The organism is Streptococcus sp. KHUD_018 (assembly GCF_054861215.1).
Window position 1 is genome coordinate 1740694 of record NZ_CM142176.1, and the last position, 25182, is coordinate 1765875.

Here is a 25182-nt window from a genome sequence, read left to right on the forward strand (position 1 = left end):
AAAATATAACATTATTTTCTTTTTTTCTCAAAAAGATTTCTGAAGCGATCAATATCATAATTTACGAGTATTGCGACAAAAACACCCATAAAAGTTTCAAATACACGAGCAAACACGTACAAAAACGTTTCTCCGCTCGGTATTGATAGGGTAATAATCAACATAGCTGCTACACCACCAATAACTCCTGCCTTATTGTTCATGGCAACATTTGTCATAATGGTTAACATGGTGCAGATTGGCACAATCAGCAAGGTCACCCAAAAGGCTTCTTGAAATAGAGTGTTTAAGAGGAAAAAGACAAGGGCGTAGAAACCACCGATACTGTTTCCTAGAATGCGTGATGTTCCAAAATGAACACTCTTATCAAAGCTTTCTCGCAAACTGAAAACTGCTGTCAAAGCCCCAATTTGAAGTCCTTTCCAACCAAAAAATCCAAAAATCAAGAGAACTAGAAAAACAGCAATTCCGGTTTTAAAGGTTCGTAGACCAAGCTTAAACTGTGACTTATCAAATTTATATTTTTTAAAATAACCCATAATCTCAACTTTCTATTTCCATTTTATCATAATTTAGTTGATTTTATGAGCCAAAATCAATCGGAAACGTTTTTAATTCAAGCTACAAGAAAAAGAGGAAACAAAGTTCCTCTTTTCTATGATTTCATCTAAGAAAGCTTATTTTTCTGTAAGTGCAGCCAATCCTGGCAATACTTTACCTTCAAGAAGCTCCATAGAAGCGCCTCCGCCCGTACTAATCCATGAGAACTTGTCTGCACGACCAAGGTTGATGGCTGCGGCAGCTGAGTCACCACCACCGATGATTGATTTCACGCCTGGTTGTTTCACGATAGCGTCCATCACACCGATTGTACCAGCTTGGAAGTCAGGGTTTTCAAACACACCCATTGGTCCGTTCCATACAACTGTTTTCGCACCAGTCAAGGCTTCGTCAAACTTAGCGATAGATTTAGGACCGATATCCAAACCAAGGAAGCCTGGATCTACTGCTTCACCTTCAGTGTCTTTTACTTCAGTGTAGTCAGCAAATGCGTTTGCTTCTTTTGAGTCAACTGGCAAGATCAATTTGCCATTTGCTTTTTCAAGAAGAGCTTTTGCAACATCCAATTTATCTTCTTCTACAAGTGAGTTACCGATTTCGATACCTTGCGCTTTGTAGAATGTGTAAGTCATCCCACCACCGATAAGGACTTTATCAGCTTTTTCAAGCAAGTTTTCGATAACACCGATCTTGTCTGAAACTTTTGAACCACCAAGGATAGCCACGAATGGACGTTCTGGAGCTTCAACAGCTTCTTGGATGTAGGCAATTTCATTTTCAAGAAGGAATCCAGCAACTGCTTTTTCAACGTTTGCTGAGATACCAACGTTAGATGCGTGCGCACGGTGAGCTGTACCGAATGCATCGTTTACGAAGATACCATCTCCAAGTGATGCCCAGTATTTACCAAGTTCAGGATCGTTTTTAGATTCTTTCTTGCCGTCAACATCTTCGAAACGAGTGTTTTCAACCAAGAGAACTTGTCCATCTTCAAGAGCGTTAACAGCGGATTCCAATTCAGCACCACGTGTAACACCTGGGATAAATTTAACTTCTTGTCCCAATTTAGCAGCCAAGTCAGCAGCTACAGGAGCAAGTGATTTACCTTCTTTGTCTGCTTCTTCTTTTACACGTCCAAGGTGAGAGAAGAGGATTGCACGTCCACCTTGTTCAAGGATGTACTTGATAGTTGGAAGAGCTGCAGTGATACGGTTGTCGTTGGTAATCACGCCATCTTTAACAGGTACGTTGAAGTCAACACGAACGAGAACTTTTTTCCCTTTCAAGTCAACGTCTTTAACAGTCAATTTTGCCATTAGATATGACTCCTTCTTTTTTTATACGTGTTAATTATATCACAAAATCAACAAAAGAGATAGCAAAACCCTAAACTTTTCTAGTTCTTTCTTATAATTGAAACTAGCATTTTTTAAAATAAAATCTAGAAAAACCTTGCCAAATAACTAATTAATGAAAGAAAAACTAGTTAAAACAAGGTCTGACTAATCTTCAGTCAAACCTTGTTTTTTAGTTTTTATGAGAAAATCCAAGATTCGTAAATCCGATTAGTCTTCTCTCTTTTTCAAAGCTACAAGTCCATAGGCACTCATCACTCCGAGGAGTCCAAGTGCTACTAGACCGGCATCTATTTCTGCCCCAGTATTTGGCAGTTGTTTGCTTGCTTCTTCAACTTTTGCTGGTGCAGCTAAAAGCGCTTGATCCCTTGTTTGTGAGGCTTGTTCTTCTTTCGTTCCTACTTCAACAATTTCTGGAAGAGCTTCCTTGAGAACCTCAGTCGAACGAAGGGTGCGTTTGCCTTGGACATCTACTTCTATAAAGTGACGATTTTGACCTTCAACTCCAGCTTGAACTAGCTGGCGTTGGCCTTTGAGAAGGTCGGCATTTGAGCGTTCTTGACGCTCGAAGGCAAGTGGTTTTTCTTCAATTTCAAGAGTTGGTTTCTCGTGAACTAAATCTTTTACACCTTCAGCTGGTTGGTTACTTGAGAGAACTTTTGTTCCAACTTCGATGATTTCTGGGATTGCTTCCTTGACAACTTCTGTCGAACGAAGGGTGCGTTTGCCTTGGGTATCTACTTCTACAAAGTGGCGAACTTGACCTTCAACTCCAGCTTGCACAACACGGCGTTGGCCTTTGAGAAGGTCGGCGTTTGGTCGCTCCTGACGTTCAAAGGCTGTTGTTTCAGTTTCAACAACTAGTTCAGGAAGGGCTTCAACTGTTGGGGCTACTTCACTTGGATCCATGCTACCAACATGATGGCTTACTTCTACAGTGGCTAGTTTCTTATTCAGCTTTTCTTTCATATCCGCAAAAGCTTGTGGAGTTGGTGTTTGTGAAGACAATAAAGCTTCAGCTTGGGCAATCAACTCAGCTTGAGAATCTTTTTCACGGACGGATTCGAGCAAGCCTTCCAATTCTTCTCTAGCAGTTTGATAACGTTGATTGCCATCCAAGTCTGCACCTGCTTGTTTCAATTCATTCAAGGCTTTGTTGACTTCTTCTTGACTGGCATCATGGTTTTCAGCAACAGCTTTCGCAGCATTGAGCTTCTCTACTAGTGCTGCTTGTTTGTCCTCGCTTGAGAAGGTGTAGGCAAGGGTTGACTGACGGCCTTGGGCAGCAGTAATTTCTTGTTTGAGGTACTCGTCGTTGACAGCTGCTTTTGGAGAAACCAAGACATCGAACTCAGCTGTGTGTCCCTTGTAATGAAGGGTCAAGGTCTGACGACCAGTCTTTTGAGCATCGTAGCCCGTAATTTCAACACCTTGATCTGTGAAGGCATGGCTTTCTTCTGTCTCATCATCATAGAGAACGCCGAAGTGCCCTTCTGCAAGATCCAGTTGCTCTCCTACTAGATAGTCCGTTTTCGGTTTCTGAGTAATGTACAGACCTGCTACTTCCTTTGGTTTTCCTTCATCTTGACCAGTCACTTGTACCTTCAAGTCACCGCTTACTGGAAGTCCAAGATAGCTAACTGTGAGCTTTTGTTCCCCTTTTTGATGAGCGTTGTAGCCAGATACTGTCACACCTGAGTGAGTAAGGTTGATCAGCTCATCGGCTTGTCCCCCTTCGTATTGAACACGGAGGGTGCCGCCTCTAAGGTCAAGTTTTTCTCCCTCTTTATAAACTGTCTTCTTAGGCCCTTTTTCAAGGCTAACTGCAGCAATTTTTCTCTCATCCTGCGGAATCGCTACTGCCAAGGTGTTACTAATTTCTTTGCCAGGTAGTTGGGTACGATAGTAGAGGAGAGTTGGTTGCTTGTCAAAGCCCAATGGTGCTGTTGCCAAGTCGCCTCCAGTTTCAGACTTCAAAGTTGCAATCGGTGTTTGTGAATCTGCCTTGTCGTAAACGGTGATAGTTGCACCCGCTGGAACATCAGAGAAGCCAAGTTGAACTTGATGGTTTCCAAGTGAACGGGCAGCTACCTTAGCCATTGGAATATTTTGGCTTTCTGTATCCAAGGTTTCGTACATCTTCCAGTTGTAGATACGAATGGCCTTCCAAGGTGTCCCATTATCTGAAGTGATAACTTTTAGACGCCAGTCTTGAGCGGTGATTGGTTTATCAAGAGTGATATCTGTCACGTGTGCTTTATTGCCACGGACTTCCTTAGCTAGTTTCCACTCGCCATCAATATCCTTGTAATAAAGATCAAAGTCCTTAGTGTTCATCAAACCATCGTTAACAGACTCACCGCCAGCTCCCGCATGATCCATCACCCATCTGACAACACGACGTGGTTGGGTCAAACGAATATCTACACTACCACTCAATTGTCCTGAAGACCACTTGTCTGACAAGCTAGTAATGGTACCGTTCAACATGCCTTCGATGCCTTCTCCACCTTCAGTATTTGGGAAAGTGCTACCGATAACCGTTGCACCTGGAACAATATTTTCAGCTAAAGGTCTTGGGAGAGTCGTATCCTGAACTGTCATCCCCCAGTTGAAGGATGCCGTCACTGCTTCAGAACGAAGTCCATTTTTACCAACTGCAACGACTTTCAATTCCTGAGTCCTACCAGTCGCATTAGCAGAGCGGCTAACTTTTGGCAAGTAGATAGTGGAAGCAGATGATCCTGTCAATAAACGCCAGTTATCCCCATCTTTTTCGTAGACTTCATAGAAATCCGCATCCTTGTTACCCGCAAATTGGACCACTGCTTCAGCTTCTTGGGCATTCTTAAGAGATTGTTTCACCACAGAGAGGCCTGTTGGAGCTTGCGGGGCTTGGTGATTGTCTGAAATTGTTAATTGACCTAGGTTGAACTGATAATCTTTTACTTCTCCTTCATGCTCAAAGAAGAGTTTAACTGCATAGATGGTTTTTCCAGCTAGTGAGCTGAGGTCAAATTCTTCATTTGTCCAGTTGTCAGAAAGAGTCAGTTCTTTCCATGCCTCTGCATCCTCAAATTTGTAGTCTGGAGTCGTAGAGAAGGCCATATAAACTTTAGAGCCTTTTCCTCCCTTGTGGGCAACACGGAGTTTGGTTTTCTCAGTCACTTCTAGTTTAGTAGAATACAAATTCACATCCTGGTCTGTCTTGCCAGCTACATCACCTGAGAATTTAAGTGAGTTACCGCCATTATAAGCATCTGTAAAGTCATATTCTGCACGAAGCTTTTCACCTGTCGAAGTCTGCCACCAGCGCCATGTTGGTAAGACACCTGAAACAGAACGGTAGTTCCACTCAGAATCCTTAGAAAATTTACCGTCTACAAACCACTTTCTACCATGACCTGTATTAAAAGAGGTGGTGAAGGTACGTCCTACTGCTGGTGTACGGTCAGCAACTAAATTGGCAATTCCATACCACTCTTTGTCAGCTGGTTTTTGAGCCGTTGGATCTCCTTGGTAACCTGTAAAGAAGATGTCTTCGTTCTTGTGGTAGTCTTCGCCTGTTTTTCCTAGACTGGTAATCGTATCTGGTGCAAAAAGTCCAAGTGACAAACGCAACTTACCCTTTTCATCCAAGAGAGCATCCCATTTGACTTTGGTCTTATAAGAACCACCTTGTTGCAATTCCAAGCCTGCAAAGACATCATATTGGCTACGTTCTAGCCATTTGGCCATCTCTACGGAGTGGTCATTCTTTTCCTTGTTCCAGTTGAAATTGGCAAAAAATTGATCTGCAGGTACCTTGTCTCCTTCTTTTTGCATGAACTGGTAGTTGTAATCACCTAGACCATCTTCGTGGTAACGACCATATTTGTAGGTCATGGCATCGTACCAAGCATACTTGATTGGGTGGTTGACCTTAGCTGCATATTCCTTTGTATAGAGCATGAATTGGCGCATTTTTTCACCAAGAGGTGCTACCAATTCCCCCGTTGTTTCCTGATTAATGAAATAGCCATCAAAGCCATAGTACTTAGCAAGATCGACAAGTTTCCGTGCGATCGGGAAAGTGCCATCTTCGTCTTGTTTCAAGGCAGCTGCAAATTTTTCTTGGTCGGCAATGCTATTAGACCAGTTGAAAAAGAGTGTTCCATAAACGGGAACTCCGTTGCGGTGACCGGCATCAATGACATCTGGAGTTGGAACTAGACCTTCCCAGAAGACCATTGAATCCAAGTATTGCCAGTAATCAAAGGCGTAGGCCTTGAATTCTTCTCCACCAACAGAAGCGTGGTCTTTGGCCTTTGAGTTGGTATTTGCCAGCGCCTGGACCTTGGCTCTTCTGCTTGCTTTTTCATTGACCAACTGCCCTCTGTGGCGCTTGGCGAGTTCAACTGAGGAACGGTTAATAGGATCATCCTCACGCGCACCCGGTTCCCATTTTAACAAATCCTCCCAAGTATCAAATTTGATTTCTTTTGGTCGGAGACTCTTTTCTTCATTTTTAGGAACGTCTGTTAGAGTCGGTTTGTCGGCTTTCTTCTCAGCTACTTGAGGAGCCTCCTCTGGTTTGACTTCTTCTTTTTCAGTTGGTTGAATAGGTTTTTCAGTTTTATCTGTCAAAGCTGGCTTCGCTTCTTCTTTTTCATTAACCAGATCCGTTATTGCTGGAGTGTTTTCTGAAATGGGTTGCTCAGCTACTTTGTTTTCTGTTTCCGATAATTGTTTTTCGATAGCTGCAGTATCTGGATTAGCTGTTTCACTAGCGCTTGTAGCTTGGGCGCTCGTATTTGCAGCTGTTTCAGGGACTGCGACTTGTTCGGCAAGAGCTGGACTCGCAAATAGAGCTGAACCAATCATCAAGGAACAAGCCCCGATTGACAGCTTACGAATACTGTAACGGCAACGTTTTTCAAAAAATAGATTTTTCATCTTATCCTCCTAATAAAATATAAAGTAAGCGCTTTACTTTTTGATAAAAAGTAACTGTTCTCAGTGCACACCACCAGAACAGGATCATCTTCATTTTATCCTATATGAAAGCGATGTCAATCTATTTAACATAAAAACTATAACTAGGATAATAATCAGTAAAATTTGGACACAATCCTATAAATCATCTATCTTAAAGGGAATCTATCTCTCATTTTAAAAGAAAGTTCTTGTTTCTTATGAAAATTTCAGCTAAACACTTGTGAGATTTACTTTTATCCTTTAAAATAGAATAGGAGAAATTCCGTTATTATTTTCCGGAGGAAAAAGAAATGTCCATTAATTGGCAGGAAATTTTATTTCACTTTTTAGGAGGTCTAGGACTGTTTTTATACAGTATCAAGACCATGGGAGACGGTTTGCAACAAGCTGCTGGAGATCGCCTTCGTTTTTACATTGACAAGTATACCAGCAATCCCTTTTTAGGCGTTCTAGTCGGAATCGTCGTGACTGCCCTCATTCAGTCAAGTACAGGGGTTACAGTTATCACGGTCGGGCTGGTCAGCGCTAGTCTTCTAACCCTTAGACAGGCTATCGGAATTATCATGGGAGCCAACATCGGAACCACTGTTACTTCCTTTATCATCGGTTTCAAGCTTGGCGAGTATGCTTTACCCTTAATTTTCCTTGGAACCATGTTCCTCTTCTTCACAAAAAACAGAACAGCAAACAATATCGGGCGCATCCTGTTTGGTGTCGGGGGAATCTTCTACGCCCTCAACCTCATCAGTGCCGGTATGAGCCCGCTTAAAGATTTACCACAATTCAAGGAATATATGGTAACCTTGGGACAAAATCCTATTTTAGGAGTGGTAGCTGGTGCGGTGATTACCGTCCTCATCCAGGCATCTTCTGCAACGATCGGGATTTTGCAAGGCCTCTATGCAGGTGGGTTCCTTGACCTTAAAGGTTCGCTACCAGTTCTCTTCGGGGATAATATAGGGACAACCCTAACCGTTATCATTGCGGCAGCTGGAGCCAATGTCTCTGCGAAACGCGTTGCAGCGACTCACGTTACCTTTAACGTTTTAGGGACTATTCTTTGCTTAATCTTATTAGGCCCCTTCACTGCTATGATCGAGTACTTTCAGGCACTCCTTCACCTCTCACCTGAGATGACCATCGCCTTCTCTCACGGTGCCTTTAACGTAAGTAACACCATTGTACAATTTCCATTCATCGGAGCCTTGGCCTACTTTGTAACCAAGCTCATCCCTGGTGAAGACGAGGTTGTCAAGTACGAGCCCCTCTATCTCGACGAGCAACTTATCCAGCAATCTCCTTCTATCGCTCTAGGAAATGCCAAAAAAGAACTTTTGCACTTAGGAAACTATGCAGCCAAAGCTTTTGACCTTTCTTATACCTATATCATCGGTTTGGATGAAAAGGTAGCTGAAAAAGGGCACAAGACAGAGGAAGCCATCAATACCATCGATGAAAAACTCACTCGTTACCTCATCAGACTCTCAAGCGAATCCTTGAGTCAAAAGGAAAGCGAAGTCTTGACCAACATCCTGGATTCATCTCGTGATTTGGAACGGATTGGGGACCACGCAGAAGGCTTGCTCAACCTAACAGACTACCTTCAACGTAAGAATGTTCAATTTTCTGATGCTGCTTTAGAGGAATTAGCTGAGATTTATCAAGCAACAACTACATTCATCAAGGATGCCCTTGATAGTGTAGAAAACAATGATATTGAAAAAGCTCAAAGTCTGATTGAACGCCATAAAGAAATCAACAATATGGAACGCGTTCTCAGAAAGACTCATATCAAACGCCTTAACAAAGGTGAGTGTTCTACACAAGCTGGAGTCAACTTTATCGACATCATTTCCCACTACACTCGTGTATCTGACCATGCTATGAACCTAGCTGAAAAGGTCATTGCTGAACAAATCTAATAACCAAAAAGCTATCCTGAATGGGATGGCTTTTTCTCTTAATCAAGAATGTCTTTTCAACCATATAAAAAATGCTTTGATTCACAGTGGAATCAAAGCATTTTAAAGAGTTCTCCAAACATAATAGCAGAAACTGCAGTGCCTCTGTACTTGGCTTCTTCTCTTTTGATAAAGCGCGCCAAGTTGATCAATTCAGGTGCTGGGTGTTTGGGATTAGTGAGCAATTCACGGGTGACAAGTCCTGAGAGACGGACTGCTAATAATTGCTCATTAGTGGTAGGCAGTTTTTTAGCAGTCTCTAGGAGAGCAGCAACTAAATCTTCACTCAAACCCTGACGGGCATGGTTATAGAGGTCTTTTATTAAGCTTTCTAGATTTGCTTCTGCCATCCTGACCACCTCCCTTATGTTTAATAATGTTTAATCAAATCAACCGTTGAACGATCCAATTTTTTCACCAAGGCTTGCAAGAAAGCTTGGGCTTCTAAGAAGTCATCCATCGCGTAGAGAGTTTGGTGAGAATGGATATAACGAGCGCAGACACCGATAGTTGTAGATGGGACACCACCATTTTTCAGATGAGCTGCTCCAGCGTCTGTTCCACCTTTTCCACAGTAGTATTGGTACTTGATACCTGCTTCTTCAGCCGTTGTCAAAAGGAAATCCTTCATACCTGGGAGGAGCAAATGACCTGGATCATAGAAACGAATCAAAGTTCCATCCCCAATCTTGCCTTGGCCACCATAAACATCACCAGCAGGTGAACAGTCAACAGCTAGGAAAACTTCTGGATCAAACTTAGTTGTAGAAGTATGAGCGCCACGAAGACCAACTTCTTCTTGGACGTTCGAGCCAAGGTAGAGTTCATTTCCAAGTTTTTGACCTGATAAAGCTTCAGCTAGCTCGCTTACCATGAGGACACCGTAGCGGTTGTCCCAAGCTTTTGAGATGATATTTTTTTCATTGGCTGTCAAGATAGCAGAACTATCCGGGACAATGGTGTCACCTGGACGAATGCCAAAACTTTCTGCCTCAGCCTTGTCTGCAAACCCACCATCAAAAATGATATCTGAAATAGCTGGCATGGTTGGTCCACCTGTTCCACGTGTCAAATGAGGCGGAACAGAACCTGAGATCACTGGAATTTCACGACCGTCACGAGTAAAGAGTTTAAAGCGTTGGCTGCTGACCACCATAGGATTCCAGCCACCGATTTCAACGACACGGAAGGTTCCGTCTGGCTTAATCTCGCTGACCATAAAACCAACTTCATCCATGTGAGAAGCGACCAAAACACGCGGTGCATCCGCAGCTTCTGAATGTTTAATACCAAAAATACCACCCAAGCCATCTGTCACCACTTCATCCACGTGCGGTGTCAACTTTTCACGAAGATAAGTCCGGACAGGTGCTTCATGACCTGAGATCGCAGCAAGCTCTGTTACTTCTTTGATTTTTGAAAATAATGTTGTCATATCAGTTCCTTCTTTCTGTCCTCCATTTTACCACTTTTTATAGGAGAAGGATAGTGGGAAGGTGGATTGGTTTTTACTCAGTTTTCCAATAAAAGAGAGGGGCAGATGTAATTTCAGAAATTTTTCTTTCTTTTTACATTAAATTGTCAGAAAATTTATTGACAGATTAAAAAAATCGTGTTACATTATCTCCAAGGGTATTTTTATACCAAATCTACACGAAAGGACGAGGTATGAAACTCTCTCATATTTTAACAGGCTTACTTCTACTCCTGGTCTTTCTCTCCATTACCATTGGAACTAGTGATTTTTCTTGGGAAAAATTCTTTACTTTTGACCAACAGACCTGGCTTTTCTTTCAAGAGTCGCGTCTTCCAAGAACCATCAGCATTCTCCTTGCAGCCTCCAGTATGAGCATGGCAGGACTCCTCATGCAGACCATTACCCAAAATCAGTTTGCTGCTCCGAGTACAGTCGGAACGACAGAAGCCGCCAAACTGGGAATGGTGTTGAGCCTCTTTGTCTTTCCGTCTGCGAGTCTGACCCAAAAGATGCTCTTTGCTTTTGGCTCATCCATCATATTTACCCTCTTCTTCCTTGCCTTTATGACTCTTTTTTCTATAAAGGAAAGGTGGATGTTGCCCTTGATTGGGATCATCTATAGTGGGATTATCGGTTCCATCACAGAAGTTATCGCCTATCGTTTCAATCTGGTTCAGAGTATGACAGCTTGGACCCAGGGTTCCTTCTCCATGATTCAGACCCATCAGTATGAGTGGCTCTTCTTAGGCCTCATTATCCTGATAGCCGTTTGGAAATTATCCCAAACCTTCACCATCATGAATCTGGGCAAGGAAACCAGTGAGAGTTTGGGGATTTCTTACTCCCTACTTGAAAAGCTGGCCCTCTTTCTAGTGGCGCTAACGACAAGTGTCACCATGATTACCGTTGGTGCCTTGCCTTTTCTCGGAGTCATCGTTCCCAATCTTATCCGCAAGCGCTATGGAGATAATCTGAGCCAAACCAAACTCATGGTCGCTCTGGTCGGAGCCAATCTGGTTCTGGCCTGCGACATCCTCTCTCGAGTCTTGATTCGGCCCTATGAGCTGTCTGTCAGTCTCTTGCTAGGAATCATCGGTAGTCTCGTCTTTATCCTACTTCTCTGGAGAGGGGGACAAAAAGATGCAGTTTAAAAGCAAACATACCAAGCTCTTTTGCCTTCTCATTATTCTGGCCATCGGAGCTTGTCTCCTCTACTTTTGGCCCATCACTAACCTGTCTGCCTTTGCCTGGAAGCTGCGTTCCCAAAAAATCATCGTTTATCTCTTGGTAGCCATCGCGACAGGGATTTCGACCATTAGTTTTCAAACCCTGACGGAAAATCGCTTTCTGACGCCAAGTATTTTGGGAATCGAATCCTTCTATGTCTTGCTACAAACCCTGGTACTGATATTTGAAAGCAAATTTCTACAGCTTGGGAAGTCTCCTATCTTAGAATTTCTAGTCTTGCTTCTGCTTCAATCCCTCTTCTTTCTCGCCTTACAAGGTTACTTGAAGACGCTGATGAAGCAAAATTTGGTTTTCATTCTGCTAATCTGCCTAGCCCTGGGAAGTCTCTTTCGAAATATCAGTATCTTCCTCCAAGTCCTGATGGATCCAAATGAATACGATAAACTGCAGAACAGTCTCTTTGCCTCCTTTCAGCATCTCAACACTTCCATCCTAGCCATCAGTTCTCTGATCATCTTTGCCTTGACAATCTTTTTCTTTCGAAAAGCAGTTATTCTGGATGTCTTACACCTGCAAAGAGAAACGGCTCAGATTTTGGGACTCGATGTTGAAAAAGAACAGAGAGAACTCCTCTGGGGCATCGTGCTTTTGACCTCAACAGCGACTGCCTTGGTAGGGCCTATGGCCTTCTTCGGCTTTATGCTGGCCAATCTCACTTACCTGATTGTCAAAGATTATCGGCACAAGTTGCTCTTTATCGTAGCCATTCTGATTGGATTTATTAGTTTGACCTTGGGGCAAGCCCTCATCGAACGAGTCTTTGCACTGGAAATTCGCATCAGCATGATCATCGAGAGTGTGGGTGGTCTCTTATTCTTTATCTTACTTTACAGGAGGGCCCGTCGGTGAAACTGGAAAACATTGACAAATCCATTCAAAAACAGGATATTTTGCAAGACATTTCCCTTGAAGTCAGTCCTCAGAAACTGACAGCCTTCATTGGTCCAAATGGTGCTGGAAAATCAACTCTTCTCTCCATCATGAGCAGACTGACCAAGAAGGATCAAGGAATTCTCAGTATCAAAGGGCGTGAAATCGAGAGTTGGAATTCGCAAGAACTAGCCAAAGAGCTCACCATCCTAAAGCAGAAGATCAATTACCAAGCCAAATTGACTGTAGAAGAACTGGTCAGCTTTGGACGTTTTCCCTACAGCCGTGGTCGACTGAGAGCAGAAGACTGGGAAAAAATCCGAGAAACTCTGGACTATCTGGAACTGACAAACTTAAAAGACCGCTACATCGATAGCCTGTCTGGTGGACAGCTCCAACGTGTTTTTATCGCTATGGTACTAGCCCAGGATACAGACTTTATCTTGCTAGACGAGCCGCTCAACAATCTCGATATCAAGCAAAGTGTCAGCATGATGCAGATTCTTCGGCGACTGGTGGAGGAACTAGGTAAGACCATTATCATCGTCCTCCACGATATCAACATAGCCAGTCAGTATGCGGATGAAATTGTCGCCTTTAAAGACGGTCAAGTCTTTTGCAAGGGAACGACTGCTCAAATCATGCAGGCTGACCTGCTCAGTCAACTCTATGAGATTCCCATCACGCTGGCTGATATCAACGGCAAAAAGATCTGTATCTATAGCTAGCTATTCCGAACTCATGTTAGAGTACCCTCTGTCTCTTAGCTAACAAGCCTATCTAAGAGCCCCCCTACATCGTTATCACATTTTAAAAAGGAGAAATCATGAAAACATCCCTTAAACTTTATCTCACTGCCCTAGTGGCCGGCTTCTTGCTCTTACTTGGTGCATGTAGTACAAATACAAACTCAAGCACTAGCCAGACAGAGACAAGTAGCTCTGCTCCAACAGAGATAACCATTAAAAGTTCACTAGATGAGGTCAAACTTTCAAAGGTTCCTGAAAAGATTGTGACCTTTGACCTCGGTGCTGCGGATACTATTCGCGCTTTAGGATTTGAAAAGAATATCGTCGGAATGCCTACAAAAACTGTTCCAACCTATCTCAAAAGCCTAGCTGAAAAAGTTAAAAATGTTGGTTCTATGGTCGAGCCAGATCTAGAAGCCATTGCCGCTCTTGAACCAGATTTGATCATTGCTTCTCCACGTACCCAAAAATTCGTAGACAAGTTCAAAGAAATCGCCCCAACCGTGCTCTTCCAAGCAAGCAAGGACGACTACTGGACTTCTACCAAGGCCAACATCGAATCCCTAGCAAGTGCCTTCGGTGAAACTGGTACACAGAAAGCCAAGGAAGAATTGGCTAACCTGGATAAGAGCATCCAAGAAGTCGCAACTAAAAACGAAAGTTCTGATAAAAAAGCCCTTGCCATCCTTCTAAACGAAGGAAAAATGGCTGCCTTTGGTGCCCAATCTCGTTTCTCTTTCTTGTACCAAACCTTGAAATTCAAGCCAACTGATACTCAATTTGAAGACTCTCGCCACGGACAGGAAGTCAGCTTTGAAAGTGTGAAAGAAATCAATCCCGACATCCTCTTTGTCATCAACCGTACCCTTGCCATCGGTGGGGACAACTCAAGCAACGACGGCGTCCTAGAAAATGCCCTCATCGCTGAAACTCCTGCCGCTAAAAATGGTAAAATCATCCAACTAACACCAGACCTCTGGTACCTAAGCGGAGGCGGACTTGAATCAACTAAACTCATGATCGAAGACGCTCAAAAAGCTTTGAAATAAGCAAGAAAACCCAACATCAGGTGATGTTGGGTTATTTTTTTTCTTGATTTCGTTTGAGGGAAAAGTGGTCTGGCACAGGATCCTTTCCTATTTTCGACCAGGGATGACAACGCAAAATCCGAGCCAAGCCCATCAAAACACCCTTGAAACCATGTTTTTCAATAGCCTGAATCATGTAGTTGGAACAAGTAGGCTCAAAACGACAAGAGGGTGGAAAGGCTGGTGAGATAAAGCGTTGGTAAAAGCGTACTGGTGCTATTAAAATTCGTTTCATTATTTCTTGGTTACAGCCATGGTGTGTAATTGGCTGATTTCTTTTTTGTTAAGGCGACGAGATTCTCCCGGACGGAGACCTGTCAAGTCTAGGTGTCCAAAACGTGTCCGTGACAACTTATCCACTTGAAGACCGACAGCTTCAAACATCTTTTTAACCTGATGATTACGCCCCTCATGGATAGTCAACTGTACCACAGATCGATTTTTAACTGGATCCACTTTGAGAATCTCATAGACAGCTGGCTTGGTTTTCTTGCCATCAATCTCAAGACCACGAGTCAAGGGGCGGAGATTATCCTTATTGGCCACACCTTTAACACGCGCGACATAGACCTTGTCAATCTCATTGCGGGGGTGAATCATTTCATCCGTGAAGTCCCCATCATTGGTCAAAATCAAGACACCTGATGTATCCCAGTCCAAACGTCCCACAGGGTAAATGCGTTCTTTGACATTAGGCAAGAAGTCGACAACAGTCTTGCGGCCCTTGTCGTCTGTCACACTGGAAATCACTCCGCGTGGTTTGTTAAGCAAATAGTAGACCTTTTCTTCGTTGTAGATGGGCTGGCCTTCCACTTCGACCTTGTCACCAGACTTAATAGTCGTTGCGAGTTCACGCACCACTTGTCCGTTAACCGTCACCAAGCCTTGCTTGATCAACTCTTCTGCTTTTCTCCTACTGGCCACACCTGCGTGGGCAATATATTTATTGATTCTCATCTTCTTCTATCCTTTCACCAAATAATTGGCTTTCTTGGGCTTGAATCTCAAGCTCATCAATCACTGGTAATTCTTCTAAATGGTTAATCCCCATGTAATCTAGGAAATAATCCGTAGTCACATAGAGGTTGGGGCGGCCCAAAACTTCTTTTTTTCCATCTTCTCTTATCAATTCAAAAGCTTGTAGCTTAGCTAGAGCTCCACTAGAATTAACCCCACGAATAGCATCAATCTCAATTCGGGTAATCGGTTGCTTGTAGGCAATGATGGACAAGGTTTCAAGAGCAGCCCGAGACAAGCTCTGGTTGATGGGTGCCTTGGAGTATTCCTTCAAAATCGCTGCAAATTGAGGCTTGGTGACCAATCTGTAAGCGCCACCTGTCTCGATCAGGGACAAGCTCGACTCTTGGTCTTTTTCATACTTCTGGGCTAATTTTTCTAAACTCTGTTGGATGCCTGTCGGGGGAAGTGATAGGAGTTCAGCCAACTGGCGAACCCGAATCCCATCTTCACCTGCTACAAACAAGAGCGCTTCTATTTCTGCTAAAGTACTCATCTTTCCTCTCTATCAAGTCTAGCTTTGTGCCTCTTGACTTTCTTCCTTCTTTTCCATGAGATAGATATCTCCGAAACTCTCCTCTTGCACGAGGGTCAATTCCTGGGTTTTGATTAACTCTAGGGTTGCCAAAAAGAGGGTAATAACCTCTTGAACATTCTGGGCTTCCTTGAACAAATCCTGCAAACGCAACTGGTCTCGTCCAGTCAAGGACTCTTTTACAATGACCATCATGTCCTCAATCTTATACTCATCCCGCAAGATGGTCGTGTGATTCTGTGCGAACTCCTCTTTTTTCTTGGCTAGGATATTTGAAAAAGCCAAAAAGAGGTCAATGGTCGTCTTGTCATGTACAAGCTCTGCATCCTCGTAAATCAACTCTGTTGGCGCTTTGGAGTAGTACTGAGCCCGATCTTGGTGCTTAGCCTCCAAGTGCTCACCCAGGAGTTTGAACTTGCGGTATTCTTCGATTTGGGAGAGAAGGTCCTGCTCCAGGTCATCCTCTAAGTCTGTCACTTCTGCTACCTTTGGCAAGAGCTTGCGGCTCTTGATCAGCATGAGCTGACTGGCCATAACCATATACTCGCCCGTTACTTCCAGACGCATGGCCTGCAGAGTTGAGACATAGGCTAGATACTGCTCGATGACTTCCGTAATGGGCACATCGTAGATATCCATCTGGTACTTAGAAACCAAGTGCAAGAGTAAGTCCAGTGGCCCTTCAAAATCTTTTAATTTAATATCCATTATCTATATTTTTCTAAGGTCAGGACTGTTTTTAATCCTAATTTTTTTGCAATTTCGTACAAATCGACCTTGTTTTCTATCTGTCTTAGAATGAACTGTTCCCGTAGGGCTTGGGCTGATAGTTCTGGGAAACCTTTCTCCTTGACAAAGGACTCCAGCTGACGAAAGGCCCACTGACGAGAATAGGCTTTCCCTCCCCTTTCAAAGAGATAGGTCTGCCCCATCAAGGGTTCCAATTCTGAAAGCAAGGTCCTAGGAATGGCTACAATCCTCTGTTGGGAAGCCTTGTTAATTCGCAACACCTGAAAATCCAGATTGATATCTGCAACCTTGAGGGCTAAAATCTCACTTGGCAAGAGCCCTATTTCCAAGATAAGAAGCGCCAGCAAGCGTCCTTCTGGATAATTACTTTCCTGCCAAAAAGAGTCTAGATCTAGAATCTCTGGCTTTTCAGTCTTCTTTTCAGCTTGTTTGGCTAATTCCAGACGGTAAAAACTGTCCACTTCTCCTTTTCGATAGAGAAAGTAGAGAAATTGGTTGCAGGCCGAAAGTTTTCGCTTCTGGGCGCTAATTTTTAGATTGGCTAGCTGGCCTTGGTAAATCTTGAGACTAGTCTCAGAGATCCGCTCACCTACAATATCTAAAAATTGCTCCAAATCATATCTATAGGACTGCTTGGAATTGGCAGACAAACCCTGCTTTCCCTCTAAAAAGTCTGAAATCCTATCTCTCATTTGCATCGAATCTCATATTCCTTACTAAAGTCATGCAAAAGGGCATTGACAGCCTTGAGGATGGACTTGCGCGTGATGATTCCTTGAAAAATCCCTTCATCATCTACCACTGGCAAGAAGGGTTCATCCACCAGTTTATGGAGGACCTCTGTGATGTTATAGTCTGGAGCGACGACTGCCACATCTGTCTTGGTCATATTGACGATGTCTGTCGTTGCCATCTGCTCATCCGTCAAACCTTGCTCCATTTGATAAGCCAAAATGTCTCTCAGCCCAATGGTTCCAACAAAGCGTTTGTCAAAGGTCACAACAGGGATACGGGTATAGGTGATTTGACTCAGCACCAAAATTGCATGGTCGGCATTGTGGGTATCAATCAAAGCTGCTAGATTCTCAGCAGGGGTAAGAAAAGTCTCTTCCTGCTCCAATAAAAATGCTTCAAATTCCTTGGCAATCATCGAGCAAACTCCTTGGACAAGCCTGGATAAACCTCATGGTCACGTGTCAAAAAGTCTACTTTAAAATAGCTGTCATCAATCTCCACACGGGCATAGAGGCATTCTCTAATAGTTCCTCGTGGTTGGCTGATGGAGCCTGGATTTAGAAAAAGAGTCTTTCCTTCCATCCAAGCATTTGGTACATGCAAGTGACCATAGAGACAGATATCGGCATCTTCTTCCTGAGCCCAGTAGTCCAACTTTTGAAAGTTGAAATTGATGTCAAACAAGTGTCCATGCGTCTGGATGATCTTAGTGGGACCAAGTTGAGTTACCAAACGTTCTGGGTAGCCAGCATAAAAGTCCATGTTGCCTTTGACGACATGGATGCCTTCCCAGAGCGGAGAGTCTGGACGGAGTTCAGAGTCACCATCGTGAAAAATGGCATCGACTTTCCCCAGATAGCGATCACGAATTTCTTCCACAATCAAGCTATCTCCGTGGGAGTCACTCATTACAATGATGGTTTGCTTTGCCATGATGGAAATACCTCCAAAAGTTTCTTAACGGCTAAGGCACGGTGGGATTGGCTATTTTTTTCTTCAAGGGTTAATTCAGCTGCTGACTTACCTGTCTCTCCCACAAGGAAGAGGGGATCATAACCAAAGCCATTTTCACCCTTGGGTTCAAAGTTGATATAACCTGGCCAGTCAGCTTCAACCACCAAGCTTTCCTTGTTTGGACTAGCTACGACTAGGGTTGTGTGGAATTGAGCTGAGCGGTCCTTGAGTTCAAAGACCATGGCCAATTCATGCAAGAGTTTGGCATTGTTTTCTCGGTCAGTAGCTCCCACACCTGCAAAACGGGCTGACCAGACTCCTGGCAAACCGCCGAGGACATCGACTTTGAGACCTGAGTCATCTGCTAGCACCATCTTACCTGTTAATTGGGAAATAGTTTCTGCTTTAAGTCGAGCATTTTCTTCAAAGGTCATGCCAGTTTCAGCTACTTCAGGCAGATCTGGATAGTCATTGAGATTTTCCACATCGTAGCCTAACTTGTCAAAGATAGCTCGGAATTCCTTGGTCTTGCCCTCGTTACGAGTTGCAATCAATAAGGTTTCTCTGACCTTGTTAGTTTCAAAGAAGGTTTCTACATCGACTCCTTCTTTAGGCAATTCGACATGCAAAAGCTGTCCATTTTCAACCAAGAGCAGGGCTCCCTGACGTTGGATGACTTCCAGATTGCGACCTGCTTCGGCATTTAAAATCTCAACGATAAAGGAGAGCAGGCGAAAGTTAGAAGACCAGCGCATCACCGTTATCGTAATCGGAAAGCCATTTTCCTCATCACGAAAAATCCGTGCTAAATCCATAAAATCAAGCTCGAGAGGATCTTTGATAAGGCTATAGATGCCTCCATAGACATCCCAGACACCGACATACCAGTCCTGGTCATCCTTGTATTCGTAAATTTTGTTTGTCATAAAGTTACATGCTCCACATGAATCTCTTTTTCCAGCCATTCTGCTCCAATCTGGGCAAAACTTTGGCTATTGGCTGTTGTGTAAAAACGATGTTGAAGAGGTCCCGCATCTCGGCTACGGTTGATTTCAAAATAGTTCAGCAAAACCGAGATATCCCGTACACACTCTGCCCCACTATCGATGAGCTGAACCTTTGGTCCCATGACATTTTGGATGATAGGGCGAAGGAGTGGGTAATGGGTACAGCCCAAAATCAGGCTATCCACCTTGCCGACCAAGGGACGCAGGGTTTCATAAACCACTTTCTTGGTAACACTGGTTGACAGGGCACCAGACTCCACCAAGGGGGCAAACTTGGGACAGGCCAAACTTTCCACCTGTAAGTCTGGATCCAAATCATGGATTTTTTGACGATAGATGTCTGATTGGACCGTCATGGGCGTTCCAATGACCCCGATTTTCCCACCTTGACTGGACTTGATAGCTGCCGAAGCTCCTGGCAAAATCACACCTAGGACAGGAATATCTAGTTGGGCCTTGATTTCTTCCCAGACGACCGCAGTCGCAGTATTACAAGCAATGACAATCATTTTGACATCCTTGGTCAAGAGAAAGTTGACCAACTGCCAAGTATATTCACGGATTTGCTCAGCAGGACGGGGACCATAGGGCGCCCGTGCCGAATCTCCAATATAGACGATTTCTTCATGGGGAAGCTGGCGCATGAGCTCACGAACAACGGTTAAGCCACCGACACCCGAATCCAAAAAACCAATTGGTCGATTATCCATACAGTCTTCTTTCTAGTCTTTTTTCTGATTGATAGTTCATCATGATTACTCGTCCTAAATGAACGGATAGACAGCTTGATAGAATGGCAACTGCCTCTCTCTTAATCATAATCAAATATCAATAGAATGCAAGGAAAAAGTCTTATCCTTGAGAACTATTGAACATAGTGAGAAGTCTGGAACTTTCATCCCAGACTTTTCCTATTTATTTCTTTTTATTGTTAGCAAGGGCTGCTTTTTGTTGGCGGATGATTTGGTGGTAAACTTGTTGTACCTTGGCTTCGCTTGGTTTTTGACCATTTGCACTCAAGAGAGTACGAACTGCCTCAGCGTTCAAACGTGGGTTGTCAGCAAATTCTTTTTCGATTTGCTTACGAACCAAGTACATCCCTCCAAGAGCTCCTCCTAGAAAAGCTAGCACAATCAAGACAATTGCTAAAAGTAAATCCATTCTTTTTCTCCTGTTTCTTTTTGAGTCTTCTATATTATACCATAAAGTGACTTTCCTGACTAGTTTGTTTTACGCTTTCACAAAGGACAATAGGCGACAAAAAAGGAGCTCCTCATTTCGATGAAAGAGAGCTCCTTGCTGCGTTTATTTTACATAGATAGCCAGTGTTTGATACGGTTTGAGCAGAATTTTTTCTGATACTTCTACATCTTCATAGTTTGAAATCAGAATCTGTCCATTTTGGTAGACCACTGGCAAGTCGATTTCCACTTCTGTGGCATAAAAGTTATTGAGGGCCAGTAACTTTTCATCCTCATACTGACGTTCAAAGGCATAGACTTGCTTACTATCTTCAAAGGCTGGTTTGTAGCTTCCTTCTGAAATGATCGGCATTTCCTTACGAAGCCGAATCAAGTCTTGGTAGAAGGTGAAAATCGGACCTTGGATTTCATTTTCTACGTTGATGTGAGGATAGGATTTTCCTGCCTTCAGCCAAGGAGTTCCTTTTGTGAAACCAGCATTTTCTGAAGCATCCCACTGCATAGGAATGCGTGAATTATCACGTGACTTAGCCTGAATAATCTGGAAAGCTTCTTGCTCACTTTTCCCTTCTTTTAAGAGCATCTGATAAGCATTGATGGACTCGACATCCACATAGTCAGCCATGGAATCATAATCTGGGTCAACCATTCCGATTTCCTCACCCATGTAGATATAAGGTGTCCCACGTGACAGGTGAATGCTGGCAGCCAGCATAGTCGCCCCTTCATTGCGGAAATGTTGAATATCGACAAAACGATTCAAGGCTCGTGGTTGGTCGTGATTGTTCCAAAAGAGGGCACTCCAGCCGTTTTTGTCACTCATTTCCTTGCCCCAGCTATGGTAAAGACCTTTCAACTCTTCGAAATCAAAGGGAGCTAAAGTCCACTTCTGCCCATCCTTGTAGTCCACCTTGAGATGATGGAAATTAAAGGTCATGGATAATTCCTGACGTTCAGGCGAAGAATAGAGGACACAGTTTTCCATGGTTGTAGAGGACATTTCCCCAACTGTCATAAAGCTATCGTCTGATCCAAAAGTGGCTTGGTTCATCATGCGCAAATAGTCATGAACGATGGGCTTGTCTGTGTAAGCTGGCTTTCCTTCATTTTCAGGACAATCCACTAAGACCTCATCCTTGCCGATCAAATTGATCACATCAAATCGGAAACCTTTAACTCCCTTATCACGCCAAAAATTAACAACCTTGAAAAGTTCCTTACGGACATTAGGATTGCGCCAATTAAGGTCAGCCTGGGTCTCATCAAAGAGGTGGAGATAATATTTCCCCGTATCCCCGAAAGGTGCCCAGGCAGAGCCACCAAACTTAGACTGCCAGTCTGTCGGTTGGTCTTGGATGAAGAAAAAGTCTTGGTAGTACTGGTCGCCAGCTAGGGCTTTCTGAAACCATTCGTGTTCTGTTGAACAATGATTGAGCACCATATCTAACATAAAGTCAATCTTGTACTCCTTACCGACACGCACCATCTCTTCAAAATCAGCCATATCACCAAAAAGAGGATCCACTGCCATATAATCTGAAATATCGTAACCATTATCCCGTTGGGGGCTTGGATAGAATGGATTGAGCCAGACCATATCCACGCCCAGTTTGGCTAGATAGGGGATTTTTTCGATAATTCCACGGAAATCACCAATACCATTTCCAGTGGTGTCTTTGTATGATTTTGGATAGATTTGATAGACTACTTTTCCTTTATCAAGTGTCATCTGTTTCTCCTTTTCTGATAAAAGGGAGGAACTGATGTTCCTTCCCTGTTTGTGTTATTTCAATTAGATTCGTGTAGCGACCATGAGAGCTGCCCCAGCTTGGATAGTTGTTGGATAAGTTCCAGTGATGGTCGCTGTATAAGCATCTTGGTTAGTGATGATAACTGGAGTTTCTGTCACGAGACCCGCAGCCTTAATAGCATCTATATCAAAACGAATCAATTTCTGACCAACTGTGACGTGGTCTCCTTGGGCTACAAGACTTTCAAAACCTTTGCCATCAAGCCCTACTGTATCCATACCGATGTGGATGAGCAATTCTACCCCTTCATCAGAGACAATACCGATGGCATGCTTGGTAGGAAAAAGAACCGTCACTGTCCCATTGACTGGAGAAGTCAACTCACCTTGGCTTGGTTCAATGACTAGGCCTTGTCCCATGACACCTGATGCAAAAACAGGATCCGTCGCTTGACTCAATTCTTTCACTTGACCAGTAAGGGGGCTGACAATTTCTACTGGAGCAAGGGTTACTGGTTCATGACTGACAAATTCTGCCTCTTCTTGGGCAACGAATTCTGCTTGCAAGGCTGTATCGTCCTCAGTTTTTGTAAAGAAGCCTGCCTTACGGAAGAAGAAAGTCAAGAGCATTGGTACAACAATAGCGACTAGCATGGTTCCTGCAAATGGTAGCATGTATTGAGGTTGAATAGAGAGGATACCTGGCAAACCACCTATACCAATAGAAGCCGCAGTTACATTAAATGTAACGGATAACATGCCGGCAAGGGCTGAACCGATCATCCCAGCTACAAATGGATAGATGTATTTGACATTGACACCAAAGAGAGCTGGTTCTGTAACACCGAGATAGGCTGAAATGGTTGCAGGAAGTGAAATCTGAGCCTCACGCTCATCATGACGATGCATGAAATAATAGGCAAATACGGCAGAACCTTGAGCAATATTAGAAAGAGCAATCATTGGCCAGAGGGCAGTTCCGCCAGCATCCGCAATCAATTGCGTGTCGATGGCATTGGTCATATGGTGAAGACCTGTGATGACAAATGGAGCATAAAGGGCACCAAAAATCGCACCGAAGAGCCATTTAACTGGACCAGTTAATCCTGCCAAGACAACTGCTGAAAGTCCTTGCCCAATTGTCCAACCGATTGGTCCCAAAACAGTGTGAGCCAAAATCAAAGCTGGAATCAATGACAAGAAAGGCACAAAAATCATGGAAATGACTTCTGGGATATGCTTGCGCCAGAAAATTTCAAGATAAGACAAGCTCAAACCTGCAAGCAAGGCTGGGATAACTTGGGCTTGGTAACCGATACGATTAACCGTAAAGTAACCAAAATTCCAAACCCAGTTTGTAGCGATATCAGCCGCAGGTGTTGAGGCAACTGCATAGGCGTTGAGCAACTGAGGTGAAACCAAACAGATCCCGAGAACAATCCCCAAGATTTGGCTGGTTCCCATCTTACGAGAAACAGACCAGGTAATCCCTACTGGTAAGAACTGGAAGATCGCTTCACCAGGCAACCAGAGGAAGTGATTAACCCCTGCCCAAAACTGAGAGGATTCTGTGATGGTCTTGCCATCCAACATAGACCAATGAACACCTTCTAAGACATTACGGAAACCGAGGATCAAGCCTCCGACAATCAGGGCTGGAATAATCGGTGTAAAGATTTCTGCTAGAGTGGTCATAATACGTTGAAGTACATTTTGATTGCTCTTAGCTGCAGATTTAGCTGCTTCTTTGGAAACACCCTCAATGCCTGAAACAGCTGTAAAATCATTATAAAAAATCGGCACATCATTCCCAATAATCACCTGAAATTGACCCGCATTGGTAAAGGTCCCTTTGACGGCTGGAATCGACTCGATGACCTTGACATTGGCCTTCTTTTCGTCTCCGAGAACAAAGCGCATCCGTGTCGCACAGTGGGTGACAGCAGTGACATTCTCCTTACCTCCGATTGCCTGAAGCAGATCCTTGGCTTCTTGTTCAAATTTTCCCATTTGATTCTCCTTATACTTGTCAAAGCAAGCTTGACTTGATAGCTCTATTGTAAACGATACCAAACTTGTAGGCAACTTGTTTGTTGTAAAAAGAGGATATTTTTGGATATTTTCTAGCACTTGTATGGTAAAATAGATACAGGTATCCATTAAACTAGACTAAAAACCCATTTAAGGAAGCAAAATGAAAAAATACCAACAACTATTTAAGCAAATCCAAAAAACCATTCAAAACGAGACCTACGCTATCGGAGATTTCCTCCCCAGTGAGCACGAACTCATGAATCAGTATCAGGTGAGCCGTGACACCGTCCGAAAAGCTCTATCCCTCCTCCAAGAGGAAGGATTAATCAAAAAGATAAGGGGGCAAGGTTCTCAAGTCGTCAAAGAAGAAACGGTCAATTTCCCTGTCTCCAACCTAACCAGCTACCAAGAACTGGTTCAAGAACTTGGACTACGCTCTAAAACCAATGTCGTCAGTCTTGACAAGATCATTATCGATAAAAAGTCCTCACTGATAACCGGCTTTCCAGAGTTTCGGATGGTGTGGAAGGTGGTCCGCCAGCGTGTGGTGGATGATTTGGTATCGGTTCTAGATACGGACTATCTGGATATGGAACTGATTCCAAATCTCACTCGCCAAATCGCTGAGCAGTCTATCTACTCGTATATTGAGGACGACCTCAAACTTCTTATTGATTATGCTCAGAAAGAAATCACCATTGACCACACGAGTGACCGAGACAAGATTCTCATGGACATTGGCAAAGACCCTTATATCGTATCAATCAAGTCAAAAGTCTATCTCCAAGACGGGCGCCAGTTTCAGTTCACCGAAAGTCGCCATAAACTAGAAAAATTCCACTTTGTTGACTTTGCCAAAAGACATCCGAAATAAACACTTACAGTTGGGAATAATCTCAACTGTTTTTTAGT

General features: G+C 43.5%; 23 protein-coding genes. 6 read left to right on the forward strand and 17 right to left on the reverse strand.

The features are described from left to right. Nucleotides 1-11 precede the first annotated feature (11 nt). The 3 genes from ACVBD2_RS08820 to ACVBD2_RS08830 all read right to left on the reverse strand — a co-directional run bounded on the left by ACVBD2_RS08820 (nt 12) and on the right by ACVBD2_RS08830 (nt 6851). Nucleotides 12-539 (reverse strand): FUSC family protein, encoded by a 528-nt coding sequence (locus tag ACVBD2_RS08820; protein WP_000540311.1) that lies wholly within the window; start codon nt 537-539, stop codon nt 12-14. Nucleotides 540-677: 138 nt separating this feature from the next. Further along, on the reverse strand, nt 678-1877 hold the full coding sequence (locus ACVBD2_RS08825; protein WP_461685632.1) for a phosphoglycerate kinase: 1200 nt from the start codon (nt 1875-1877) through the stop codon (nt 678-680). A gap of 249 nt (nt 1878-2126) precedes the next feature. Further along, complete coding sequence (locus tag ACVBD2_RS08830) at nt 2127-6851, reverse strand: endo-beta-N-acetylglucosaminidase (protein ID WP_461685633.1); 4725 nt, start codon at nt 6849-6851, stop codon at nt 2127-2129. 332 nt (nt 6852-7183) lie between these two features. Between ACVBD2_RS08830 and ACVBD2_RS08835 the strand changes: the two genes are divergently transcribed. Beyond that, the gene (locus ACVBD2_RS08835) at nt 7184-8815 is read left to right on the forward strand and encodes a Na/Pi cotransporter family protein (RefSeq protein WP_000026664.1); all 1632 of its coding nucleotides are present in this window, start codon (nt 7184-7186) and stop codon (nt 8813-8815) included. A gap of 92 nt (nt 8816-8907) precedes the next feature. On the opposite strand, the gene ACVBD2_RS08840 is transcribed toward ACVBD2_RS08835, so the two are convergent. Continuing rightward, complete coding sequence (locus ACVBD2_RS08840; RefSeq protein WP_093585888.1) at nt 8908-9204, reverse strand: bacteriocin immunity family protein; 297 nt, start codon at nt 9202-9204, stop codon at nt 8908-8910. A 20-nt stretch (nt 9205-9224) separates the two neighbouring features. Further along, the gene (gene pepA, locus ACVBD2_RS08845) at nt 9225-10289 is read right to left on the reverse strand and encodes a glutamyl aminopeptidase (protein ID WP_000209181.1); all 1065 of its coding nucleotides are present in this window, start codon (nt 10287-10289) and stop codon (nt 9225-9227) included. A gap of 233 nt (nt 10290-10522) precedes the next feature. Between pepA and ACVBD2_RS08850 the strand changes: the two genes are divergently transcribed. The 4 genes from ACVBD2_RS08850 (at nt 10523) to ACVBD2_RS08865 (ending at nt 14247) form a co-directional block, all read left to right on the forward strand. After that, the gene (locus tag ACVBD2_RS08850; protein WP_125418525.1) at nt 10523-11482 is read left to right on the forward strand and encodes an ABC transporter permease; all 960 of its coding nucleotides are present in this window, start codon (nt 10523-10525) and stop codon (nt 11480-11482) included. Beyond that, nucleotides 11472-12428: an iron chelate uptake ABC transporter family permease subunit gene (locus ACVBD2_RS08855; RefSeq protein ID WP_125418523.1), complete on the forward strand. Its 957-nt coding sequence runs from the start codon at nt 11472-11474 to the stop codon at nt 12426-12428. Before ACVBD2_RS08850 ends, ACVBD2_RS08855 begins: the two co-directional genes overlap by 11 nt. Then, nucleotides 12425-13177, forward strand: a complete 753-nt coding sequence (locus tag ACVBD2_RS08860; RefSeq protein ID WP_132972607.1) for an iron ABC transporter ATP-binding protein — start codon at nt 12425-12427, stop codon at nt 13175-13177. The genes ACVBD2_RS08855 and ACVBD2_RS08860 overlap by 4 nt, the downstream gene beginning before the upstream one ends. Nucleotides 13178-13275: 98 nt before the next feature. Then, nucleotides 13276-14247, forward strand: coding sequence for a siderophore ABC transporter substrate-binding protein (locus ACVBD2_RS08865; protein WP_132972609.1), 972 nt, complete (start codon nt 13276-13278; stop codon nt 14245-14247). Between the two features lie 31 nt (nt 14248-14278). Here ACVBD2_RS08865 and yidD read toward each other — a convergent pair whose 3' ends face one another. From yidD to treP, 12 genes are all read right to left on the reverse strand, one after another. Beyond that, complete coding sequence (yidD, locus tag ACVBD2_RS08870) at nt 14279-14521, reverse strand: membrane protein insertion efficiency factor YidD (RefSeq protein WP_261047967.1); 243 nt, start codon at nt 14519-14521, stop codon at nt 14279-14281. Then, nucleotides 14521-15243 carry a pseudouridine synthase gene (locus tag ACVBD2_RS08875; RefSeq protein WP_181186726.1) on the reverse strand — a complete coding sequence of 241 codons (723 nt, stop codon included), beginning with the start codon at nt 15241-15243 and terminating at the stop codon, nt 14521-14523. Before ACVBD2_RS08875 ends, yidD begins: the two co-directional genes overlap by 1 nt. Continuing rightward, on the reverse strand, nt 15230-15799 hold the full coding sequence (gene scpB / locus ACVBD2_RS08880; RefSeq protein ID WP_000105289.1) for an SMC-Scp complex subunit ScpB: 570 nt from the start codon (nt 15797-15799) through the stop codon (nt 15230-15232). Before scpB ends, ACVBD2_RS08875 begins: the two co-directional genes overlap by 14 nt. A gap of 18 nt (nt 15800-15817) precedes the next feature. Next, nucleotides 15818-16546, reverse strand: coding sequence for a segregation/condensation protein A (locus ACVBD2_RS08885; RefSeq protein WP_000351890.1), 729 nt, complete (start codon nt 16544-16546; stop codon nt 15818-15820). Then, entirely contained in the window at nt 16546-17280 is a 735-nt protein-coding gene (gene xerD, locus ACVBD2_RS08890) for a site-specific tyrosine recombinase XerD (RefSeq protein ID WP_461685634.1), read from the reverse strand. The genes ACVBD2_RS08885 and xerD overlap by 1 nt, the downstream gene beginning before the upstream one ends. Then, nucleotides 17277-17738 carry a cyclic-di-AMP-binding protein CbpB gene (gene cbpB, locus ACVBD2_RS08895; RefSeq protein WP_000560696.1) on the reverse strand — a complete coding sequence of 154 codons (462 nt, stop codon included), beginning with the start codon at nt 17736-17738 and terminating at the stop codon, nt 17277-17279. Before cbpB ends, xerD begins: the two co-directional genes overlap by 4 nt. Further along, the gene (locus ACVBD2_RS08900) at nt 17735-18256 is read right to left on the reverse strand and encodes a metallophosphoesterase (protein ID WP_001118939.1); all 522 of its coding nucleotides are present in this window, start codon (nt 18254-18256) and stop codon (nt 17735-17737) included. Before ACVBD2_RS08900 ends, cbpB begins: the two co-directional genes overlap by 4 nt. Continuing rightward, the gene (locus ACVBD2_RS08905; protein ID WP_398575038.1) at nt 18232-19242 is read right to left on the reverse strand and encodes a nucleoside-triphosphate diphosphatase; all 1011 of its coding nucleotides are present in this window, start codon (nt 19240-19242) and stop codon (nt 18232-18234) included. Before ACVBD2_RS08905 ends, ACVBD2_RS08900 begins: the two co-directional genes overlap by 25 nt. After that, nucleotides 19200-19994: a glutamate racemase gene (racE, locus tag ACVBD2_RS08910; protein ID WP_000370379.1), complete on the reverse strand. Its 795-nt coding sequence runs from the start codon at nt 19992-19994 to the stop codon at nt 19200-19202. Before racE ends, ACVBD2_RS08905 begins: the two co-directional genes overlap by 43 nt. A 205-nt stretch (nt 19995-20199) precedes the next feature. Beyond that, nucleotides 20200-20445, reverse strand: a complete 246-nt coding sequence (locus ACVBD2_RS08915) for a YneF family protein (RefSeq protein WP_461685635.1) — start codon at nt 20443-20445, stop codon at nt 20200-20202. Between the two features lie 144 nt (nt 20446-20589). Continuing rightward, nucleotides 20590-22215 (reverse strand): alpha,alpha-phosphotrehalase, encoded by a 1626-nt coding sequence (gene treC, locus ACVBD2_RS08920; RefSeq protein WP_461685636.1) that lies wholly within the window; start codon nt 22213-22215, stop codon nt 20590-20592. A gap of 63 nt (nt 22216-22278) precedes the next feature. After that, nucleotides 22279-24246 carry a PTS system trehalose-specific EIIBC component gene (treP, locus tag ACVBD2_RS08925; RefSeq protein ID WP_461685637.1) on the reverse strand — a complete coding sequence of 656 codons (1968 nt, stop codon included), beginning with the start codon at nt 24244-24246 and terminating at the stop codon, nt 22279-22281. Nucleotides 24247-24430: 184 nt separating this feature from the next. On the opposite strand from treP, the gene treR reads away from it, so the two are divergent. Further along, nucleotides 24431-25144, forward strand: a complete 714-nt coding sequence (gene treR, locus ACVBD2_RS08930; protein ID WP_461685638.1) for a trehalose operon repressor — start codon at nt 24431-24433, stop codon at nt 25142-25144. Nucleotides 25145-25182 lie beyond the last annotated feature (38 nt).